Raw genomic sequence first — 18,840 nt, forward strand, 5'->3', positions numbered from 1 at the left:
CGCCGCACGCTGCCCAAAGAGATGGGCACAGACCATGCGAGACAGTTAACATAAGGAGATATATCAAAACCTGAAATTACGCATATCTATCCAAAAGATAGACTAAAGAATAGGTTGCCTCAATTCCGGCTTTTCAATCAGAAAAAACGCCCGATCTTAATTAATCCAGATGAAGAATGCCCTGTTTAAAGGCATGCACTACCGCCTGGGTCCGGTCAGCTGCTTTAAGCTTTTCACGAAGATTGATAATGTGCAGCTTCACCGTCGGCAATGAAATACCCAGCCGATTCACAATCTCCTTATTACTGCAGCCTTCAGCAAGCAATTGAAGCACTTCCATTTCGCGCGGCGTCAGATCATCCTTTTCTTTACGACCTTCCAGTTTCGCTGCAATAGCCGCCGGGAAATAGGTCCCTCCCTTGGCCACTTCCTGGACGGCTTCAATGACCTCTTCCACTTCACCGGCTTTTTTTGTGAGATAGCCGCGTACTCCGGCCTTATACGCTTTGAAAATATCCTCTTCCGAATCAAATACCGAGAGCAGCACCACTTTGATATATGGGAACTCGGCCAAAATCTTCCGGGTGGTTTCAATACCGTCATCCCCGGGCATCTGATAATCCATCGTAATCACATCGGGCTTCAGACTCCTCACCAGCTCAATCGCTTCGGCTCCGTTGGCGGCCTGACCCACCGGTTCCAGTCCCGGTTCAATGTTGAAGGTCTCGGTCAAACCCAGCCGCAGCAGTGCATTATCATCCACCACAAGAATTCTGGTATTCTCTTCCATGCTTACACAGGCTCCCATTCCGCCGTTGATGAAATACGTATCTTCACACATGTACCTTCTCCGGGTCGACTTTCAATTTCCAGCGTTCCTTTCAACTGATTCACCCGTTCCCGCATACCGAGGAGACCGAAGTGTCCAGCTTTAGAAGCAGATGCTGGATCAAACCCGGAGCCATCGTCCATTATCCTTATGATCAGCCCGCCATTACGATAATCCAGAATCAGATCAATTTTATCCGGCTCCGCATGCTTCGAGGCATTGGCCACCGCCTCTTTAATGATCAGCAGCAGATTACGCTCCGTCGCCTGGTTCAGTTTTCTGACCTCTCCCTCCACCTTCAGTTCAAACGACGCCCCGCAGGCGCGGACCATGGGTTCCAGCGTCTCCCGTAATGCCGGTATAAAATCAAGCCGCTCCAGAATGCCCCCACGCAGATCCATAATCGATGTGCGCGATTCCTGACTGCAATGGGCCAGCATCCCCTGCACCACCTCAATAGCATGGCGGTTTCGGTCGGAATCGGAAATGACCTCCTTGGCTTCCTTCTCGAGATGTGCTTTCACCGCCTTGTTTTCCGAACCGATCCGGTCCATCAGAGAACGAATGGAGGAGAGCCTTTTTTCCCGGTTCAACTCCAGCACACGTTGCGCTCCCCGCAGCTGAATCGCCATACCGGCCAGACCCTGCTCCAGATTATCATGCAGCTCCCGGGCAATGCGCTGCCGTTCCTCCGAAATACTTTCCCGCGCCACCTGATCCGCAATAACCCCCGTCTGTTTGCGCACAGTTCGCCGCAATGCAGCCACCCAGATCAGAATCAGTGTAATCAGACCGCTGCTGATCCCCAGCACCCAAAGCAGCCTGCCTGCGGTCCACCAGGGCGCCGGAACAAGCACCGTGACATCTGATGCCCAGCGCAACTGAATCCAGAACCAGTCCACATACAGCCGCCAGCGCCGTTCTTCACTGCGTGTCAGATTACAGATGCCCTCCAGGCGAATAATCGCTCCCGGTTTCAGATCTTCACTCAGACCGGCATAATGCGGGATCTTCGCTTCAAAAAGATAGGAGCCCTGACGACAGAGCAGAATTTTTTCCTTGTACCCGGTCGTCAGGCCAAACGATTCCGTAATATCCACCAGCTCGGCATCCAGCTGCACCAGCTCATAATTCAGCGACGCTTCCGGAAAATTGTCCCACCGGGCTCTCAGTTCATCATTCAGAATCAGCGGAACCGGCTCCGGTAAAATCCCGGTCCGCTCAACCACCCGCACTTCACGGGCGGCAAAATCAGGACTGATCGGCTTCGGGAGAACCACCCCCTCAACTTCGACGCGGTCACCGGCTTCAACGGCTGGTTCGCCGCGCAGCTTCACCTTGATACAAGCCTTTTCCCCTCGCAGATAAAGGTGAGTATCAGCAACATACGTCACAATACCTTTGGTACCGGTCGATAAACGGTGATGCGCACTGCCACTGCGCAATAACTCATGAATTTCCTTAATTTCAACCCCTGTACCGGGCCGGTAATTATCCACCAGTTCAAATTCATCCGGGGAACTCACAAAAAAAGTGCGCCCCACCACCTGCCGGTTCATGTTGAACTTTGTACCGGCTACTGCTCTGAATTTCACTCGGCTGAACATCAGGTCATCCACCTGCTTTTCCGCTGTTTCCGTCCAGGGCAGCTGAACATCCACCGGAACACTGTTCACAATGAGCCCCAGCGTCAGACTGGCTCCCGAATTGCCGTCCAGCTGAACCGATTTGGAAATAATCCGGCCCGCCAACCACACCCAGTCACAGTCAATCTGGCTGGAATAGAGCTCAAACGTGTAAAAAGGGCGCGCCTCGGGCAGCGGTTTATTTCCAAGCCGCTCGATACGGTCCGCAAAAATCGACGTAGAGAAAAAACCTTCATTGGTTTTACCTTCCACCCGAACAATGTCTCCCGGAACAAAACGGCTTAACGCACCGGCTTCCCGCGGTTTCTGGGCATAAATTCCATGTTTCCCATCATTCAGAAAAAAACCGCTTCCCGTGGGATGAATCCACATCACCTGGGCTACAACCCGGACCGGAAGTTCCTGCGCAGCCCGCTCTGGCGGCAGGGAACGCAACACGGTAAGATTGGTATAGACCAGCTCTGCACGAACAGTCGTAATGCAGCTCAACAGCAACAGAAAGCATTTAAATACAGTTACGAATCGGCGCATGCGTAGAATTATAGCCTAAACAGATGGATATTCCAAGAACAGGAAGCTATTCCCCATTGTTCATCCAGATCAGGTCATCCCGGTATTCACTTTCAAAATACGGCTGATATTTATAATCAAGCCCCGGCGTTTTCGGATTCCGGAAACGATAGTTCAGATTGAAATACTTCAGATCCTTCAAATGATCGAGATAATGCTCCAGTAACAACTCAATATGCCACGTTCTCGCCGTTTCGTCGTGATCGTACCATCCCTCGAACCGCCCCCAGCCGGATTGCTCAATCCATTCCTCCGCCTTCAACGCTTCACGCACATGCAGCAAAGCCTGATAGGCATCCAGCTGGGCCTTATGCCACTCCTTATTAAGATAATGTTCAAGCGATGCCGTAAAATCAACGGCCATCCCCGTCAGATGGCGCATTTTCAGCGTGGGATACACCAGATCCGCTTCATAGAAATCCAGCACATTACCGCTCAGGAAACGCCGGCAGTCATAAGCCCGTTCCAGTGCAACCTCCCAACGGCCTTCCGATGAACTAAAAAGATCCGGTCTCATCAGTTTCCGGTCCACCTCGTTCTGATAGGCGGCGTTGAGCATCTGCTCCACATAGTAGAAAAAATATTCATCCCCGGAGTTTTTCCGATCCTCCGAAAAGACGAATTGGCTCTCAAAAAAATCGCGATACGAATCAGCAACCGCAGAAACCTTTGCTCCCAGCACACGCTCCGCATACCAGTCAAAATACCAGTCGCCGTTTTCACAGGACTTAAAATCCTCAAACCGATTCATGTAATTCACCATCTGGCGAATGCCGAATATCTTCTCCTTGAAATTCCCCACATTCAGCACAATCGCATTGGTCATTCCATATTCAACCGCACGGCCCATTTCACGTTGGAATGTATCCGGATGAATCGCATTAATACGCATATGCGTTTTTCGGTTGTGATACGAAACATGCTGATAGATTCCCATCTTCAGATCGCACTTTCCCGCCAGTTTCCAGTTCCAGTCGCCCATCACACCGTGCCCTGAATCGGAAAACAGCAGTATCGTATCCTCAGGATATTCCAGCAAACCGGAACTGTACAGCCGGCTCAACTCGCCCCACAGATAGCCGCAGATCACCGGATGCTCTTCGCCGGTAAGCTCCTTCAGCAGTTCATACTGCGTGCGGATCACATCATTCACCACCCGGGCTTTCTCTTCCATCGAACTCTCGCGTGACATCGTCGGATCATCATCCCAGAACGCACGATCCAGCAGTCCGCGGAAATTCAGCGTCCATATGACTTTTTTCCCCTTCTGCCGCTTAATCGCATCTGACCAGAAATCAATAAAATGCTCCCGGTGCGTCGACCACGAATAAGGAATATTCTTCGGCCAATATAACGGCACACTGCCCAGCGGTTCCGCATGGTGCTGGTTGATATAAAGACCCATATCCGAAGCAAGTACCAGATGCGGCTCATCCGGCAGAAGCAGTGTCGATGGAATCACTCCGGTCATTTTCAGACGAAGCATGGTTTCAAAAAGTTTTTCCATGAACTCCATGTTCATCCCATACGACTGCTTCTCCATACGAAAACCGATAATCAGGTCTTCGTCATTCACAAACATCGCACGATGTTTAAAGGTATACGGCTTCGACTCCGTCACCCCGTTCGGAACATCCAGAGATCGAACCCGCTCCGGGACAATCCCCGTAAAATAAATGCACGGATCAATCCCCAGCACCTCTTCCGAAAACGAATAAATTCCGTGAATCAGACCCAGCTCATCCGACCCCGTAATAACAACACCCGAATCCGACACCTCAATGCGGTGCCGGTCAGATACCTTCCAGTTCTCGGAAATCCGGAATGTAAAACGGGCCGCAGCCACTCCCCGAGCCGGGAACCCGAATTTCCGCTGCAGATCTTTTTCAAATGCCTTTACCGCATAAACCACAGCCTCCGAGCCGGACTCATCGCGAAGCTCCACATTCGCAGTAAGCGTCAGCCCGAAAACCTGCGATGCCGCAAGCATTCCAAGAACCGGAAGAATCTTTTTCATCGGACGTTTCTCTGATTTTCGTAAAGTTCCTTCTGGTGTTTCTTATGGTCCGGATAATCCCAGAACTGATAGCGAATATTATCCTTATTCCATTCATCCCAGTCCTGCTGAAGCTGGTTCACCATCTCAGCCTGCTCCGGAGAATGATACAGATCGTTCTGTTCGCCGGCATCCTTCCCCAGGTTAAAGAATTCTTTCACATCATTCGTCCAGTCGGCCTTCACCAGCTTTCTGCCGTCTTTATGAATAATGGCCCAGGCGGCTCCGTCACGGCGGCGAAAATAAATATTTTCATGCGGCGCATCCGTTTGTTCTCCTGTCATAAACGGAAATAGATTTTCTCCCTCCATATTCCCTTTTTCCACACCCGCCAGTGCCGCAATAGTCGGAGCAATATCAATTGAGATCACCGGCCAGGTAAACGTAGAACCGGCCGGAAGTTTGCCGGGCCAGTACGCCACAAACGGTACATGTATACCACCTTCATAAACCGCACCTTTGCCATCGCGGAACGGACCGTTGTCTGTCACCCGTCCCGGTTGCGGACCGCCATTATCACTCAGGAAAAAGACCAGTGTATTCTTCTGCAGCCCCTGCGATTCCAGCGCATGCAGAACCCGCCCGATCCCCTTGTCCATTTCAGTCACCATCGCCGCATAAATCTGCCGCTGTTTGTTTTCAATATGGGAAAACTTTGCAACCGCTTCTTTCGGGCCTGCCATGGTGCATGCGGTGCATTGTAGGCTAGATACAGAAAAAACGGATCATCCTTGCTCTGCTCAATAAACTTCAGGGCCTGCTCCGTCAGCTGATCCGTCAGATAGCCTTCCACATTGGCGAATTTTTTATTATCAATCAGCGGCAGTTTATAGCTGTCCGCCAGATCAAGGGAATTCACCTCAAAATAATCATGTCCACCGCCCGGAATGCCGAAAAAGAAATCAAAACCGCGATTCAACGGATGCTGCACCTTACTCATCCCCAGGTGCCATTTGCCCACCAAACCAGTTTTATATCCCGCCTTTTTAAGCCGCGTGGCAATCGTGGTCTCCGAAGCCGGCAATCCCGATTTTTCATCCAGCGGCGCATAAGCCGGATTCGTCTCGAAACCGAAACGCTGCTGATAACGCCCCGTCATCAATCCCGCCCGCGTCGGCGCACAGAATGAATGGCTGGCATAGCCGTTTTCAAAACGAACCCCTTCACTCGCCAGCCGGTCGATATTCGGCGTCCGGAAATCCGTACAGCCGTTAAAACTAACATCCGCAAACCCCAGATCATCCGCCAGAATCAGAACAATATTGGGTTTCTCAGCCGCAAAACATGAAGCCGCAGCCAATCCCAGCAATACAGCTGTTTTTCTCATCATTTTCTCCATTCGTGTCCTATCTTTCCACATTAATACGCGCCTCTATTTTTTGACCGCTACCCGCAGTACAGCAGAACCGACCGCACCATCGTCTCCATCCGGAAAACTCACTTTCACGGAATTAATGGATTTCAACATCGTCGGATCCACATAAACCAGTTTGGTCGACGCATATTCCTTATCCGTATACCGCCCGGCCGAATCCTCCAGCGGAACCGCAAGCGCGCGACCGTTCAGCTCAATAACCGGCTCCACGCTTTTTTCCGGCGAACGGGTTACTGCCACCCGCAATTGGGCATAATCGATTTCCCCAAGGTCCGGAATTATAATTTTAAACGTCGCGTCCGAAACCGGAACCGTCACTTTGTCCCCATAACAGACCACTTCATTCACCGCCCGCGTCGGTTTAATCGCTTCACCGTAATCCGCAACCAGCATCACCGATTCCCGGCCCGCAATTTCCAGCACATCAGGGGTAGCGATTTTCTTTTCCACATACGACATCGTGAAATCCGGATTCCGCCCAAGGCGCCGCACTTCAACCGATCCCGTTTCAATACCGTAGAGATCAATCTTTTCCGGCTTAAAACTCTGATTATTGATGGCCAGATACAGCTTATTCTCATGCACAAAAGCACGGGTCTGCAGATCCGGATCGGAACACAGCGCCTTCACGCGGTGCCCATCAACACCCCGGAAAAACCGGTAAAAATTCAGGGTATCCTGCTCCACCCATTCACTCTTATCCGTATAATTTTTCGCTACATAAAGCTGGGCATAATATTTCGGCCCCCAATTCCAGGTCGTGGAAAGAATAAACGGCACCGCTTTCTGTACCGTATGGGGATGGTCGATAAATGCCAGCGTGTTGGCGATAATGGAACTCACATGCCCGAAGCTGACAATCGACCGCTTCTTCATCTCCATTTCCCACGAATCATGATCGGCATGCGGATACGCATTGCTCAGAATCTGTGAAGCCACCAGCTCACCGTCAAAATCGCCCTTCGGCGCTTCCCCGTTATAACCGCCCTGCTCACTCACCACAATATGGGCGGATTTACCAAATTCATTCATAGTATAATTGGGCACAAGGTCCAGCGTACCTTCCAGCGGCAACCCCGACTGCAGACGCCCCTTATACTCCCCGTCCCGCCAGCGCAGATAGTCATAAACATGGAAGGAATAAAAATCCATTTCACCATTAGTATGGTCGATAAACTGTTTCATTCCCTGAAAACTTCGATAGTTGTTGCGATAAAAATAACAAACCGACATACACAAACCGCCCACCTGTACTTCCGGTGTCGCCTTCTTCACCATCTCATGAGTTTTCAGGTGCCAGTCCGCCAGATGCTGATCGTTGAAAAACGACCAGTGCGGTTCATTCACCAGTTCATAATACCGCGGCCGGGTAAAATCCGTATAATTAAACTTCAGCACTGCCGCCGCCAACAAAGCTGCGGCATCGATGTTTTCCGGAATATACTGCGGATGCTTGGCATCCCGGACTGAATCCGCCGTTTCATGGCGTCCCATATATTCCGGATAGGCGTTATGCGCCCCATGCATCGCCACATCCAGATTATCCCCGAAATCGGCTTTCATTCGGTCTGACCCATCCTGTGGCTTACCAGCCATCAACGGCTTCAAATCAGCAAACCCCGGTTTCTCCGGATCCTCCTTCAGCTTTGATGCCGGATATTTCACAAGCCCCAGCGACCGACCGAAATTAATCCCCAGCTCATGCACCAGATAATCATATTTATCCTCCGGTACACGCCGGTCAAAATTAACTCCGCCGTCCGCAATGCTGAAATACCGCTTCCGATCCACCCGGGTCACGCCCTCAATCGCCCGCGCCGTGCGTGGCTCAACCACAATGTACGGTTTATTCCAATCTATGGAACGAGGCTTCTTTACAGCTGGGAAGGATACCGTTGCATTTCGATCTTCACCATCCGCAGCCAGCTCCGGAACGGCATTATCTTCACGTCCCCCAGAACCGACACCTCGTCTACGGCACTGACTTTTTCCGGAATATCTGCCGTCCGCTCAGGCCCTGACGTTTCCGTTTTCTGCTCAACCGGATTTTCTTCCGGCACACATCCCGCACACAACAATATCACCGCCAACATCGGGCCGGCATTCAGAATCTTCATACAACAACTCCTCCATGAGAACCTAAACATTTAGATAAAGAACGCTGCCGAAGCAAGAAAAGGACACATTAGATGCATGATAACGCGTTTTTTGATCAGAAAAACCGAAGAATAAAACAGGAGATTTCCTATACCGGAAAATCTCCTCTCTGTTTTTGAAACCTGTTGCTTACAGTTGCTCTACAACAATGCGCAGGTATCGCTGTTCCGGCGAATCGCTCCCGGCCCGGAATCGGTACTGGATCAGGTCATGTTCCGGTTTTTCCGGAAGGTCGTTGGTGAACATGCCATCCGCAAGCAGTGGAACCCATACATCTTCTGTAATGTCGGTGCAGACTTCAACCATGTACTGCATACCGAATCGTTCAGAACCTTTCAACTGCGGCACAAACAGATGGCCGTTTCCATCGGCAGTAAAATCCAGATAGAAAAGACCGGTGTCTGCCGGATTGGTGGGATTCGACCCCAAGGCAAATTCAAGGAAATTTTCCTGTCCGTCGCCGTCATCGTCACCCTCCATACCGCCCGTCAGACCGTATTGCGCCTCAAAGTTCGAAAAGGCATCCGCAACCGGCAGATTCACGGTCACGGAATTGACCTGAAAGGCATTAAGCCCGGAATTGTTGGCGGCCGGATTGATTCGCTGAAAAAACAGATAGGCTCCCGAGCCGGCCAGGGCATTGTACACATCGGTACCGATTCCCGCGTAATCGACTCCCGACACTCTATAACCGGATACCGTACCGGTTCCTGTGTCCGTGCCGTCAGTCAGGTTCTGCAGCCGCACAGTATAGAAAGTGTCAGCCGCTGTAGAACCCATGGTGAGTTCATAATCAAGTTGCATCCGGTCGCCACCGTCCGGATCGCCGCTGGAAACAGAACCCGCACCGGAAGGTATCGCATAATTATTGAGAAGCCGGTATTTCCCGTCAGTCTGCAGCTGAACATTCACGTCCGGCTCATGTCCGCCGGTGGACACACTCCCGGACGAGGCATCGGCTTTCAGTCCGGAGAGCACCGTATAGACAAAACCGGTGGGAACAGCATAGGTTCCGCTGAATTCAAAATCCATGCTGTAGGCAAACGTCTCTCCCGGTGCCAGCCTGATCGGAAGGTTCAGCACCGCCAGGCTGTTGTTTGCCGTGGTGACAGCAGAGCCGCCGTCGTTCGTATTCACAATCCAGCCGTCTTCGGCGTTCCATCCCACCTGACCGTCAAGTTCACCATTGGCAAATCCGCCATCGGCCTCGAACCCTATTATCGAAATATGAACAACCTCCACTGTAACCTCGTCATAAGCGGTATTGTTTTCGTCGTCCATGACGGTCAGACGGAAAACATAGGAACCCTGCACCAGCCCGGCGCCGGAAAGCACAGCGCTCGACGCGCCGGAAAGCACAGCGGTGTTAGGCCCCGATTGCTGGGTCCAGCTGTAGGTGGAAATCGTGCCGTCATCCGTAGCACTGCCGGTCAGAGTCACCTGATTTTCCGGCAGATTGATCACCTGATCCGTACCGGCATTCACAAAAGGTCCACCGAAAAGAATCGATTCCGGCTGATTTACAAATACGGAATCGTTGGGCCAGTTACCCAGATCACTGTGGGCAAACATAATGCGATCCAGATTGAATTGATTCGAACGCCCTGAAACCGTGAAAGTATAAATCCCCCCGCTTTGAATTCATAATAAACCGGCACATGGTCGGCACCAGGTGCATCCATATTGGTTGCACGCGACCACTCCGTTGCACTGCCGCCATAGAGCTTGGAATCGGTCAGCAACGCACTCAGCGCAACATCGTCTGAACCGCTTTGAAAATCTCCCTCCATTCGAACAAAACAGTCGTTGTGCTGATCACTCCCGTCCCCCGGATTCAACCGTTTGTGGGCACGCAGAAATACCCGGTAAACCCCGGCCTTGTTGATTTTAAAGGTATAGACCAGCGGTGAAGACGGAACGCCCCATCCGTCGGGCCCATACCGCTTATATTCCAGATGTCCTGTACCGGTGGCTCCGGCCGGATATCCGGCTGCACCGACAGTATAAAAATCCCATCCATCGTACGGTGATTCAGTATTTTCCGCCTCCATAATAACGAGGCCGTTGGCTTCGTTATAAATCCGTTCTGCAAAACTGCTGACCGTTATCAGCAGTGAAGTACCGCATATGCACAGCCATGTTACTTTTTCCATCATTGTCCTCCTTATTATAGGTCCCTCACTTGACGACCTATATGCAGGAGCTATATCGATATTAGGCAGAATAAATTATCTGTTGTTACGTCGGATCAGGACAACCCAGTCGGACGTCGGTTTTGACGGGGCCTCACCCAGCGAAACAGAGGAACCGCCGCTCACAGTTGCTATACTGCCGCGGACCAAATCCCCACCGTTTATCGGATCAAACCAATAGACTTCATACGCACCGTTCATCTGCTTCAGATTCAGCGAAGCACGGCCTCCTTCCGGCAGATAGACGACAAACACGTTTTTCCCATCCGACAGACAGTGTCCGGTTCCGCCGGAGAGCAGTTCATCGTGATTTTTCATGGTCCAGAACGGGATATGCTGATCCTGGAAAAATTCATTAACGGCAATATCCGACCAACGGAGCAGCTTCTCGAAATGGGCGTAGTTATCCAGCCTGAGATCAGAACCGCCGGAATAGTATTCCACCCCTCCGCCGCCGGCCATGAGGTTGCCCCACAACACATTTTTTCGGCTCAGTTCAAAACTCTGGTTCACGCCCAGATTCCCCGGCCCCTGCTCATCGCACGCCACGACCCACGGCCGGCCGGCTTCAGCTGAACGATCAACCCACAGCTTTGTTTCATTAAAAACATTTTCCGTATCAACGGCTTCCGGGGTCTGAAGCGAAATACCGGTCAACTCTGAGGCCCCGAGATGCGGAGCGTAAAATTTACTTTTATCCTTCGAAGGCCCCGTATGAAAAACACGGGGATGCTGCCACGGATCAATCTTTTCCATATACTTCAGCCATTCCGTCCGCGTTTCCGCCCCGACCGGAATCTCTTCCGACATATTCCAGTTCAGTGCCAGATGATGACCGAACCGGGCAACCATTTCCCGATAGAAGAGCTTACGCTCCGGTCCCAGCTGCCCGCCATCAAGATCGCGCGCATTTTCCAGTTCCATCAATTTAAAATGCAGGTGAAGTCCCTTTTTCTCCGCATGGTCAAAAACCCGTTCCCACTGCGCCAGTTTGGAGCAGTCAAAACGCAACCGTTCATTTTTATCCACATACGGAAAAACGCGGTCGCCATCACCGGGACCGGAATAGGGACGTTTACCGTTGTTCGGATCAGGGACCAGCCGACCGACATTATTGAGCAGCATCGAAACCGAATTCGCTCCGGTACCCGAAATATAATTCAACGCACCGTATATATTTTTTCCCTTGCCGTTCCCCCACAGTTCACCGTCGCCGTTATAGTGTTTCGCGTGTGAGGCGAAGGTATGGCGAATGCCCTTGTTTCCTTTTTCGGGGGTATTGTCGAATTCATAATATTCGAGAAAATTTTCCGGCGAATCAGGACCGAATTTCAGAAAATATTTTCCGCTGCCCTCAAACTGAAGGTGGTGTTTTCCAACATAGCGCAATCGGCCTTCTGCCCTTAGATCCGGTGCTTCTGCCGGGTTGTCTCCGGAAATCTCAAATGAACCGGAGATTCCATTATACAGGTCCAGCGCATATCCCTTTCCCCCCGTCGCCACCTGATGCCCCTGAATAAATGAAACCTCATAATTCCAGACTCCGGAAACATCCGGTCGAAAATGACAGAACCATAAACTTCCCGAATCAGCGCCACTGTCTGCGGCATTTCCATCCGCCGCGAAATAACCGGGAACCACCATCGTTTTTCCGGATACCGGATGGGTAAACCTGACATCCATCCGGTAGTCCGTAAACGGATTCGGTATTGCCCGTTCCGATGAAAACGGACCGTTAAGTTTAAGGGTGATCTTATGCCAAAGAAACCGTTCTCCATAAATTTCAACTGAAGCGGTCTGAGTGCCGACCGGTGTAAACGCCACAGACGTCCAGCGTCCACGGGCGTAGGCCGTGCTGTCTCCTTCCGGAACCCTACCGTTTGTCACGCAGTCCGACTCCACCGCAATCGTTGCACCGTCCGGAATTTCAACTTTCCGGAAGCAATGTTTCTGTGGCGCATAATCTACATCGGTTTCCGCATTCTGCACCGTACCGATAATCTTTCCATTCACCAGAAACCGATAGGTGCACTCCCCGTCCAGCTCGCGCAGTGTTGTCAAAATAACATCATATGTTCCGCCCGCCTCAGCGAACGGAGTTTCGGCCCGTGCAAACCGGTTTCGGAACTTCGGGTTCCCCGCATTGATGGCCAGTGCCTTTTTCCACTTATGCACATAATACGGCACTTCGCCGGCTTCCGTTTTTGAAAAATCCGCAATCGCGGAATACACCACAGTATCGGCGTTTTCTTCGGCAAAACCGGCATAGCCGGGAAGAAATACGGCGATGATGCATGACCATTTCACAAATTGTTTCCGCTTCATTGATGCTCCATTGGTTTCATTTTCAAAATCAGTTCCGGCGCTTCACCGGCTTCAGTGGATCCCATCCAGATATCATCGCCCCACAGTTTATCGAGGGTGACTACCCACGTATTCAGCCCTGCCCTCAGATCCCTCGGGTTAATTTCAAATTCCAGAAATTCACCCAGGTCGATTTTTCCCCGAAATTCAGAAATCTGTTTCTCCAGCCGGTCCAATGCATTTTCCGGCGTTGATCCCGGAGATGCAGCATGCAGACGGACCACCCCTCCACCACCGTCGGGCCGGCGACTGGAAACCTGCAGCCGCAGACGGGCCTGCGCAATCCGCTCCGGCGCTTCAGCCACATCAAATTTAAGGAAAACCTGGTGATTCCGCTTCGGATCAATATGCAGGATATTGTGGTTATCCAGACCGATATTATCATCCTGCACCGGCAGCAGTACCCGGTGCAAAACGCGCCCGCCCTTTTCAGTTATACTTCGGCTGTCGGTAACCATGCCGGCTCCCACTTCCACACTCTGATCGTCGGAGCGGGTTGCAAACCGAACCCTCCCCTCCTGCACTGACAGGCGGGTAAACTGATCCACCAAAACCTCAAATGAAGTTCCCAGCACCACGACCTCGGCATCGTGCGTCGTAATTTTCATCGGCATCCCGGGCTTCTGCTTATCCACGTCTGCATGCAGATGACCTGATGTAAGGTGAATCCGCTTAGCACCGTCCTGATCCGAAACCGCGAACAGCGATCCGCCGGCTATGAAAATGAACGTCCGCTCACCGATATAACTGAACATGAGCGATCCGCCCACGGGAACCACAATCCGGTCACCGGTATATACCGGATCACCGTACCCGAGAGCGCGCACCTCGCCCTGATTTATCGCAGAAACAGAGCCCCCTCCGGCCGGAAGAGCAAGCTCAACCACCGTGGCCACCGGCTGATAGTCTATGCTTCCGTCAGAAACAAAATTATTAATCCGCGTGTGCTGCGCCAGATAGATTCCGGAAAAGGTCAGCAACAGGGCCGCAGCTGCGGCAATACGGCGCACCTTCTGTACCCGTGTTTTCCGGACCGGAAACAGAATGGTTTTCGCTTTCCGATACGCCTGATAATCGCTCATAAGCCACTCATCGCGGGCGGTCTCGATAAAATAATTTCCAAGCTGCGGATCATTCCGAAGTGCTGTTTGCAGCTCCTCAAGTTCTTCCTCGCTCAAATCACGTAGAAAATATTCGGCCGCCAGATTTTTCAGATAATCCTCCGTATTGGCCATCAGAACACCTCAGGACGCTGCAGCTGGAATTCAATGCACTTTCGCAGTTCGGCCTTCAGCCGCTTCAATAAGGAATAAATACTCTGCACCGATTTACCCAGCGCCACGGCAATCTGCGTGCAATTGCAGTTATCAACATATTTCAGCTCAACAATCCGCCGCTGTTTTGCCGGCAGTTTCTGCATACACCTGTCGAGTGCATCCCGGCGCGGCGTCATCTGCTCAGCACTGAACACCGCCATTTTCGGGAGATATTCATCGATCACCTCGAAACTGATATGCCGTGCATCCCGTCGGTTTTTCTGATACCATTGCTTAATCTGGTTTTTGGTGATGCCCATAATCCAGGGCAGCGCCGGACGCTCCCCGTCAAACGTCGCTCCGGCCTGTGCGATTTTGATCGCCACGGACTGCAACACCTCTTCACTTCCGTGATAGCTGCGCGTTGAAGCGAAAACATACCCCCGCAGATTTCCGTGGTTTTCATAAAAAACGGTCAGCAGATTTTCAATCTTTTCCGAATCGGTCATTTACGGATTCCTTTAAATATGACCTACATACGGTGCAGTCTTCCGGATTAGGCAGAAAAAATAAACTTCCACGCCTCGGTCCACCATCCCGGTATATACAAAAAACCTGTTCTGACGTCACACACGGACGAAAAAACAGGTCGTTTAACCATTCTTATTTATCCGGCCGGAACCGGCATCAGGCAGGCTGAAGGCCCCGTTGCATATCGTTAAGGCGCCGAGCCTGATTCTTAGCTACCTGCGAAAGCGTAAGGCGCGGAATCTTCCACAGCGGCTCTTCGTTCGGCGTATAGGAACAATGTTCGTGTACAACCTGATAGAGCAGTTTAAAGGCATCGCGAGGCTGCTGCATTTGTCCCAGCGCATCAAGTACATCCTGAAGCGATACATCTTCATCAAAGAAATCACTCAGCACCGGCGCATCCGCGTTATTATCGCAGCACGCTTTAAGGCGCATGTTGGCGAGATCGTACAGAGCGGAGCCCGACCAGGCAAGGCGGTCAATCATGCACTGCTTATCAAGCCGCGCTTTCATATAGAAGTCTTCAGATTCCCGGTGAACAAGATAGCGCAGTTCAATCGGCAGCAGCAACTTGATGCCGATATGCTGCTGCTGGAGAAATTTGTTATTGAGCATCGGCCAGACCAGCTCCTTCATCTTCTGTGCATCACCATTGATCATGGCCGGCTCATCCACGCGATCAACAAGAACCACCATTCCGCTGTAGCCGAACTCCCCGAGAATCGCCAGCAGGAACCGGTTGAGTTCATAGCGGCTGTCATGATCGCCGGGCATGGGCAGTGCTATTCCGGCCGTCCGGGTACGCCCGATCTTCCGCAACTTCCGGGCAAGTTCGCCGGTAACATGTCCAACCGTCCGGATTTCGCGGCGAAGGCGCGCCGCCAAAGTATGCGTCCGTAAAAATTCCACACCCTGCAGCAATACCAGCAGAAGCGCCCCCCCAGCCCGATGCCGCCGCCAGCCAGAGAAACCCAGCGAGGCAGTTCCAGCGTATCGCCGAAAAGCAGCAGCGTGGCACCGATCAGAGCAAACAAGGCCGCCGCAATCCATTCAGCAAACTGCATTGTGCCGATGCGTACAAGTGCCCGAAGCCGTTCAAAACGCTGATCATTCAAACTGTTAGGCTGATCATACAATGCAGCAAGCAGACACAATCCCATCCGTTTACGGCGACTCATGCGCTTTACGCTGCGCCGCATACCGCTGAATCCCGGCAGTTCCGGCCGCTCGCCCATGAGGGTATCCACCAGTTTGGTCACGGCAAGTGCAAGCATAGCATCCTGATGATCTTCAAGCCGCATGTGCCGCAACGGATTCTCTTCTTTGAAACGGCTTGCAAAAGTATCCAGCGCGGCATTCTGATCGTCATACCGAACCACCCAGACACGCTGATCTTCTGAATTTTCATTATGAAGCGCGTACTGCTTTTCCATCGTCAGGCGCAATGCCGTTTTTCCACTGCCCTTTTCTCCGAACACAATGGCCGAGGAGGGATGCTCGGGGGTGCCGTAGATTTTGGCAAAATCAGGATGGGTGGATTCTTCCGAAAGTAATCGCAGAAACACCGGATCATCGGTCGCCTCTTCGGCGCTGAATGGATTTTCCAGTACGTTCCAGTGCCGCCAGAAATCAAAAACCCGCATCGTTAACCCCTATCTTCTTCCGTCTCGTTATCTGTCTTTTCTGAATCGGAGGCACCGGTATCCGCCGCACCCGTATCCATGTTATTATCACCCGCCGAGTCGTTTGCAATCTCCGAATCATCTTCCGCAGACTCCTCCTGAACCTCCCCGGATTCCACCCCCTGCTGCGTCGAACCTTCCAGCGCCGTCTGCATCGCGGACAGACGGCCGTCAAAATCCTCAACTGCCGCCGCCATTCCATCGGTCAGAGTCAGCATATGTTCAAGTTCAGCAATCTCTTTTTCCAGTTTTTCAAGTTCATCTGTGAGTGCCGTTTCATCCGCTTCGAGTTTCGATAACACCGTATCCCGCAATGTTTCCGTATGCCGGTCCGCCAGCAGCTCCGCTTCTTTTTCCATGGCGTCCGCCAGACTGTTTTTCACGAAAGCCTGGACCTGAACAATCAGATATTCGCGGGCTTCATCCCCCAGACGGCGTTCCTTCTGCACAACGGGTATCGTCCGGCTGCCGTAGTCTCCGAACAGCTTTCTCCGGATTCTCACAGGGCTGCGGAAAAACAGATAATCAAAAAAGCGGCGACGAACCGGTATCGTGGCCGGATCCAGCTCAAATTTTTTAATGGCAAACGCCTCTTCCGACCCCATATGCTGAACGGAATCACCACTGATTTCAGCCAGGTCAATCTCCAGCAACCGCAGTGCTTCGCGGGCACCGCTTTCCAGTTCCGCTCCGGCAAAAGCGCCGCCCAGATGGCGTTTCATAATCCGGCGGGCCTGTTCTCCAAGACGCTCAGCCTCGGCTTCTATCCTTTCGCCAAATCCCTTTTCGCCCAGCGTTTTCAAACTGTTTTCCGACTGAAACCATTCATCAAGCACTTTGCTGAGCCCACCGCGCAACTGTACAACAGCATCTCCGACCATCGTGCCGATTTCAGAAATCGTCATCCGTCGTGTTGCGGAAAAAACGGCATTCCAGTCGAGATCCGTTATACAGCGTACCGCTTCCCGTCGTTTCAGAAGTTCTTCACGTTTTTCCCGGTCGCCCTCGCAGGCCGACCGCAACCGTTCAATAGCCACTCCCGTAACCGCATCCCTCAGCTCTTTGGCCAGGATGCCGCCCTGATTGATACTGTCGCGGCGGAATTCAAACAGATAATCACTGCTGTTGAGATAATCACTGAGATCCGCAAGAAAATCATCAAAGGCCGAAGTGCCCTCTTCCGTATTTTCCTGACCGGATCCTAAACGCCCGGCAGCGGCACTGAGCAGATCAATCGGATAGATATTAAGCCGGCCTTCATCAAACGCTTTACGAAGCGGAGCCTCCATCGAGAGCGATTCAAACGCTTCCACCACACGCTGCGGTGCTTCGCTTTCAACACTGGGTCTCAGCGAACCGTCCGGCGCAAGATCCTTCTTGTTGCCGTCAATATTGACAACCAGAAAAACCCGGCTGAAAATATCCAGCAGTTTGTTGAATTCAGCAAAAACCTGTTCCAGGAAAAGGTTTTCCGTTTTTACAACGAAAACCGCACACGCAGCGGCATCACGGAAATCCCGCGTCATCAGGTCATAGCCGAACTTCATACGGGTGTACAGGCCGGGGGTATCCACCAGTACCACACCGGATTTGGCCAGATCGGCCGCCGGAAGGCTGATGTCAATCCGGCGCAATGCATCGGGATAATCGGTAGCGGGATCAAATGTCCGGCCGGCTTCCTCGGCTTTTTTCAATTCCTCGGCAAGTTCGCCATGCTTCGTATCCACCAGCTGCTCGAGCTCTTCGCGACTGCCGATTCCGCGGCACTGCCCTCCATAGGACGTGGTTGAAAACGCCTGCTGTTCTCCATCCCGGACATAAACCAGACACGGATAGGCCGGAAGACTGCTGACTTCGCTGACATAACTTCCGCTGATGGCATTCATCAAGGTTGACTTACCGCTTTTCAGCGGACCGAAAATAATCAGATAGGCCTGTTGCGCCTCCAGTTTATCAACCAGAATCTTAAGGCGGTGCTGCACATCGGCCAGTTTCGGGCGGGCATCGCCGAGCATTTCTGCCCGGCCGGCATCATCCATTCTGGACAGTGATTCATCCAGAGTCCGCAGGAGCGGTGATGCGAATGCGGAATAGTCTACGCAAAAATCACGAAGTTCAGTTTTCACTTAAAAAAACATCCTTATTTTAAAGCCGGAATCGAGAATTTCATCCTGCAACTATA

The 18,840-nt window shown here is 51.9% G+C and carries 15 protein-coding genes; all 15 read right to left on the reverse strand.

Going from position 1 to position 18,840, the window contains the following annotated elements:
- Positions 1–160 precede the first annotated feature (160 nt).
- The 15 genes from EGM51_05470 to EGM51_05540 all read right to left on the reverse strand — a co-directional run bounded on the left by EGM51_05470 (position 161) and on the right by EGM51_05540 (position 18,784).
- Entirely contained in the window at positions 161–790 is a 630-nt protein-coding gene (locus EGM51_05470; GenBank protein ID QBG49253.1) for a response regulator transcription factor, read from the reverse strand.
- Positions 791–792: 2 nt separating this feature from the next.
- Complete coding sequence (locus EGM51_05475; GenBank protein QBG46869.1) at positions 793–3,006, reverse strand: sensor histidine kinase; 2,214 nt, start codon at positions 3,004–3,006, stop codon at positions 793–795.
- 46 nt (positions 3,007–3,052) lie between these two features.
- On the reverse strand, positions 3,053–5,062 hold the full coding sequence (locus EGM51_05480) for a hypothetical protein (protein QBG46870.1): 2,010 nt from the start codon (positions 5,060–5,062) through the stop codon (positions 3,053–3,055).
- Positions 5,059–5,784, reverse strand: coding sequence for a hypothetical protein (locus EGM51_05485; protein QBG46871.1), 726 nt, complete (start codon positions 5,782–5,784; stop codon positions 5,059–5,061). Before EGM51_05485 ends, EGM51_05480 begins: the two co-directional genes overlap by 4 nt.
- Positions 5,706–6,461 (reverse strand): hypothetical protein, encoded by a 756-nt coding sequence (locus tag EGM51_05490; GenBank protein ID QBG46872.1) that lies wholly within the window; start codon positions 6,459–6,461, stop codon positions 5,706–5,708. Before EGM51_05490 ends, EGM51_05485 begins: the two co-directional genes overlap by 79 nt.
- A gap of 12 nt (positions 6,462–6,473) precedes the next feature.
- Positions 6,474–8,402 carry a beta-agarase gene (locus EGM51_05495; protein QBG46873.1) on the reverse strand — a complete coding sequence of 643 codons (1,929 nt, stop codon included), beginning with the start codon at positions 8,400–8,402 and terminating at the stop codon, positions 6,474–6,476.
- Entirely contained in the window at positions 8,351–8,593 is a 243-nt protein-coding gene (locus EGM51_05500) for a hypothetical protein (protein QBG46874.1), read from the reverse strand. The genes EGM51_05495 and EGM51_05500 overlap by 52 nt, the downstream gene beginning before the upstream one ends.
- A gap of 169 nt (positions 8,594–8,762) precedes the next feature.
- Entirely contained in the window at positions 8,763–10,205 is a 1,443-nt protein-coding gene (locus tag EGM51_05505) for a hypothetical protein (GenBank protein ID QBG46875.1), read from the reverse strand.
- Positions 10,154–10,789 (reverse strand): hypothetical protein, encoded by a 636-nt coding sequence (locus tag EGM51_05510; GenBank protein QBG46876.1) that lies wholly within the window; start codon positions 10,787–10,789, stop codon positions 10,154–10,156. Before EGM51_05510 ends, EGM51_05505 begins: the two co-directional genes overlap by 52 nt.
- A gap of 72 nt (positions 10,790–10,861) precedes the next feature.
- Positions 10,862–13,150 carry a DUF5060 domain-containing protein gene (locus EGM51_05515; GenBank protein QBG46877.1) on the reverse strand — a complete coding sequence of 763 codons (2,289 nt, stop codon included), beginning with the start codon at positions 13,148–13,150 and terminating at the stop codon, positions 10,862–10,864.
- Entirely contained in the window at positions 13,147–14,424 is a 1,278-nt protein-coding gene (locus EGM51_05520; GenBank protein QBG46878.1) for a hypothetical protein, read from the reverse strand. The genes EGM51_05515 and EGM51_05520 overlap by 4 nt, the downstream gene beginning before the upstream one ends.
- The gene (locus tag EGM51_05525; protein ID QBG46879.1) at positions 14,424–14,954 is read right to left on the reverse strand and encodes a sigma-70 family RNA polymerase sigma factor; all 531 of its coding nucleotides are present in this window, start codon (positions 14,952–14,954) and stop codon (positions 14,424–14,426) included. Before EGM51_05525 ends, EGM51_05520 begins: the two co-directional genes overlap by 1 nt.
- Before the next feature lie 178 nt (positions 14,955–15,132).
- Entirely contained in the window at positions 15,133–15,861 is a 729-nt protein-coding gene (locus EGM51_05530; GenBank protein ID QBG46880.1) for a hypothetical protein, read from the reverse strand.
- Positions 15,759–16,619: a hypothetical protein gene (locus EGM51_05535; protein ID QBG46881.1), complete on the reverse strand. Its 861-nt coding sequence runs from the start codon at positions 16,617–16,619 to the stop codon at positions 15,759–15,761. Before EGM51_05535 ends, EGM51_05530 begins: the two co-directional genes overlap by 103 nt.
- A gap of 2 nt (positions 16,620–16,621) precedes the next feature.
- Positions 16,622–18,784 (reverse strand): hypothetical protein, encoded by a 2,163-nt coding sequence (locus tag EGM51_05540; protein QBG46882.1) that lies wholly within the window; start codon positions 18,782–18,784, stop codon positions 16,622–16,624.
- Positions 18,785–18,840: the final 56 nt, after the last annotated feature.

The organism is Verrucomicrobia bacterium S94 (assembly GCA_004299845.1).
In the GTDB taxonomy this organism is placed as follows: domain Bacteria; phylum Verrucomicrobiota; class Kiritimatiellia; order Kiritimatiellales; family Pontiellaceae; genus Pontiella.

Bases quoted from the DNA above. Each gene is read 5' to 3' on its own strand.
- EGM51_05475 (QBG46869.1), bottom strand. From the start codon at position 3,006: ATGCGCCGATTCGTAACTGTATTTAAATGCTTTCTGTTGCTGTTGAGC.
- EGM51_05535 (QBG46881.1), bottom strand. From the start codon at position 16,619: ATGCGGGTTTTTGATTTCTGGCGGCACTGGAACGTACTGGAAAATCCA.
- EGM51_05500 (QBG46874.1), bottom strand. From the start codon at position 8,593: ATGAAGATTCTGAATGCCGGCCCGATGTTGGCGGTGATATTGTTGTGT.
- EGM51_05505 (QBG46875.1), bottom strand. From the start codon at position 10,205: ATGTTTGCCCACAGTGATCTGGGTAACTGGCCCAACGATTCCGTATTT.
- EGM51_05510 (QBG46876.1), bottom strand. From the start codon at position 10,789: ATGATGGAAAAAGTAACATGGCTGTGCATATGCGGTACTTCACTGCTG.
- EGM51_05515 (QBG46877.1), bottom strand. From the start codon at position 13,150: ATGAAGCGGAAACAATTTGTGAAATGGTCATGCATCATCGCCGTATTT.
- EGM51_05470 (QBG49253.1), bottom strand. From the start codon at position 790: ATGGAAGAGAATACCAGAATTCTTGTGGTGGATGATAATGCACTGCTG.
- EGM51_05490 (QBG46872.1), bottom strand. From the start codon at position 6,461: ATGTGGAAAGATAGGACACGAATGGAGAAAATGATGAGAAAAACAGCT.
- EGM51_05525 (QBG46879.1), bottom strand. From the start codon at position 14,954: ATGACCGATTCGGAAAAGATTGAAAATCTGCTGACCGTTTTTTATGAA.
- EGM51_05480 (QBG46870.1), bottom strand. From the start codon at position 5,062: ATGAAAAAGATTCTTCCGGTTCTTGGAATGCTTGCGGCATCGCAGGTT.
- EGM51_05485 (QBG46871.1), bottom strand. From the start codon at position 5,784: ATGGCAGGCCCGAAAGAAGCGGTTGCAAAGTTTTCCCATATTGAAAAC.
- EGM51_05520 (QBG46878.1), bottom strand. From the start codon at position 14,424: ATGGCCAATACGGAGGATTATCTGAAAAATCTGGCGGCCGAATATTTT.